This window comes from Clostridium sp. (assembly GCF_032552055.1).
GTDB lineage: Bacteria > Bacillota > Clostridia > Clostridiales > Clostridiaceae > Clostridium.
The window spans coordinates 1-3,048 of sequence record NZ_JAWGSV010000320.1; the positions used below are offsets into that span (position 1 = coordinate 1).

Below are 3,048 nucleotides of genomic sequence, written 5' to 3' on the forward strand. Positions count from 1 at the left end.
CTTCCTGAGTCACCTAAATTGATACAAGTATTAAAAGAGTCTATTGCTAGAGTATATTTTTTAGTATCAAGATAAATACATCCTTTTAAATATTCAAAATCAACATTTGGTGAAAAATTCTTTAATGCTTCATCAACAAACTTCATAGCTTCATTATATTTTTTAACATATTGATAGCATATAGTCATCCTATAAAGGAGATGTACGGAATAATGCTTTGTTAAGTCTATACTTGAGTAGGATAATTCATAATAATACAATGCCTTATTAACATCATTTTGTGCTAGATATTCATTACCTAAATTGAATAAATTAAATGAATCTTCAGGATTATCTTTTAGAGAATCTAACAATATTGGTATATTTCTAGAGCGCTTATCTTTCTTTTGCAAAATTTCTATACTATAGCCATAGTGATGTAAAATTATTTCTTCATTTGAAAATTTACTTGTTATATTTTTATAGTTATCATTAAAAATTTGCTCATGTATTTTACCTTTATAGTGGTATCCTTTATTATTTCTAAATAACCTAAAGGCATAATGTATTGTAAAGTCATTTTGATTTTCAGAACGGTAATTATAGATTACAAAATGACATCCATCAAAGGGAGTGCTTTCTATATATTTTATCAATGTATTTTTTGAGCTTTGATCTAATATTTCATCAGCATCTAAAAAAATTATCCAATTACTTTTAGCTTTATTAATGGCATAATTTCTTGCTGAAGCAAAGTCATTTTCCCACTTATAGTTGTATAATTTTACATTATAATTTTTTAATATATCTAATGTTGAGTCTGTAGATCCAGTATCTACAATGATTATTTCATCTACAATATCTTTTACTGAATTAATAGATTTATCAATATATTTTTCTTCATTTTTTACTATCATACATAAACTTAATGTTGTTTTTTTCATGATTATCCTCCTTACAATAATTAGAGTTTATGTAGAATCCTTATATAAGCGTAATGCAAATATAAGGAAAATATTATAACTTAATTTTGTCCATTGAAATATACTGAGAATGTTGCAGTTGATCCACCTAAAGTATATAGAAGTCTAGTGAAGTTACCAAATCTATTAACTGTAATAATTTTACTGTCTCCTCCTACAATAGCATAGTTATTGTAGCTTGGATCTGTAATATAGTCTTCATTATTTGTAGTAGGACTCATTTGTAAAGATAGAGTCAATGTATTTGTACCTGTGTTATATACAAAGAAAGATACAGTTCTTAAAGTAGATATATTAGTATTATTAAATACACTTCCTGTTCCTCTTGCACTTAAATTCAATACTGAACTTGTAGTAAATGAATTCGAACCTATTACTACAGTCAAAGTAGAGTTAGCAATAGTTATGGCATTAGCAACAGTTATTGGATTTCTAACGGAAACAGTTAAAGTTTCATTAGCAATAGTAACAGGATTACTAACAGCGACTGTTAAACTTGAATTAGCTATTGTGATAGCATTTGCTACGGTAATTGCATTGGCAACTGTAATAGCGTTAGCTACTGTAATTGGATTATTAATTAGTACAGTTAAGATAGAATTAGCAATAGTTATAGGATTTCTAACAGAAACATTTAAAGTTTCATTTGCAATAGTAATAGAATTAGCAACAGTAATAGCGTTAGATACTGTTATTGGATTACTAACATTAACAGTAAGACTAGTATTAGCAATAGTTACTGGACTGGAAATTGAAGTCGTTATCGTAGAGTTAGCGATAGTTATTGCATTGGCAACAGTTATAGGGTTTCTAACAGAAACATTTAAAGTTTCATTAGCAATAGTAACAGGATTACTAACAGCGACTGTTAAACTTGAATTAGCAACAGTAATAGCATTAGCCACAGTTAATGAATTATTAATATTAACAGTAAGGCTAGCATTAGCAATTGTTACTGGACCGGAAATTGAAGTCGTAATTGTAGCGTTAGCAATTGTAATCGAATTAGCAACAGTTATAGGATTTCTAACAAAAACATTTAAAGTTTCATTAGCAATAGTAACAGAATTACTAATAGCAACTGTTAAGCTTGAATTTGAAATTGAAGTTTTAAGGGCTCCATTAGAGTCTGTTTGCAAGACATGCAAACTACTATCTGGAGCCTGAGCATAAATGCTGGTTTTCAATTCCGAAGCTACAGTGTTAAATACCAAATTATTCATATTGTACACCTCATTTATCGAAAGTTTATCTTATATGGTAGTCAAAAGTTTGACCTTGGAACCAAACATTAATATTTGAATTTGGATTAGGCGATGAATTTACAAATCTTATTCTTGAGTATTTTAAAAACTTTGCTAAAGCTAAAGCAGCTGTATCATTAGATTTAATTTCTACTTCAACTACATCATCTGTAAAATCAATTCCATTTGGACTCACTTGTAAATAAGCCTTTATATTATTTGAACTTTTATTCTTAATAAAATAAGTGCCAGTATTAAAATTAGAAATATCTATATTTAGTGAATAAAATTCATTTTCTAAGCTCTTTACATTGAATTCTCTTTCTTTAAAAATTATTTCTGCTGTTTGTTTATTCTTGTTATTACATTCTTCATAATTAATCCATATAAAAGGTTGATTATTATTATTAGATGAATAAAATTTAAACAATGTTGAATTTATACCTGGTCTACACATAAGTGCTAAACCATAAGCATAATTATTATTTTGTATAAGTTCTTCTATTAAGGGCGTAATATTAAATGAAACTATATTGGCCCTTGAATCGTAACTAAAATCTTTTTTATCTAAATTTAATGAAGATAACCTAGGGGAATTGGTCCATGTTGTATCCTCGAGATTAAAATTTTCATCAATTCTAAATAGAACAAATAATCTTCTTAATTCTTCAATAGATGAGTTACATTCATCTATAAGATGTAAGTTAAGGGAAGCATTAACAACTTCAATATCTTTATTTAAACCATTTAAATCATATAATTTTAATAAAGAAATATAGTGAATATCACCGTATAAATAGTTCCCAACTAATAAAGTGTTTTTATAGTAAAAGCTACTATCT

General features: G+C 27.1%; 4 protein-coding genes. 1 reads left to right on the plus strand and 3 read right to left on the minus strand.

The window, feature by feature from the left end; translation table 11 throughout:
- Nucleotides 1–923, minus strand: a 923-nt coding sequence (locus E6248_RS14850; protein WP_316341556.1) for a glycosyltransferase, incomplete at its 3' end; no start/stop codon positions are given.
- A gap of 80 nt (nt 924–1,003) precedes the next feature.
- Complete coding sequence (locus tag E6248_RS14855; protein ID WP_316341557.1) at nt 1,004–1,348, minus strand: DUF6385 domain-containing protein; 345 nt, start codon at nt 1,346–1,348, stop codon at nt 1,004–1,006.
- 19 nt (nt 1,349–1,367) lie between these two features.
- Here E6248_RS14855 and E6248_RS14860 point away from each other — a divergent pair, with 19 nt between their 5' ends.
- Nucleotides 1,368–2,129: a hypothetical protein gene (locus tag E6248_RS14860; RefSeq protein ID WP_316341558.1), complete on the plus strand. Its 762-nt coding sequence runs from the start codon at nt 1,368–1,370 to the stop codon at nt 2,127–2,129.
- Between the two features lie 81 nt (nt 2,130–2,210).
- Here the strand turns inward: E6248_RS14860 and E6248_RS14865 are convergent.
- Nucleotides 2,211–3,048, minus strand: an 838-nt coding sequence (locus tag E6248_RS14865) for a DUF6385 domain-containing protein (RefSeq protein WP_316341559.1), incomplete at its 5' end; no start/stop codon positions are given.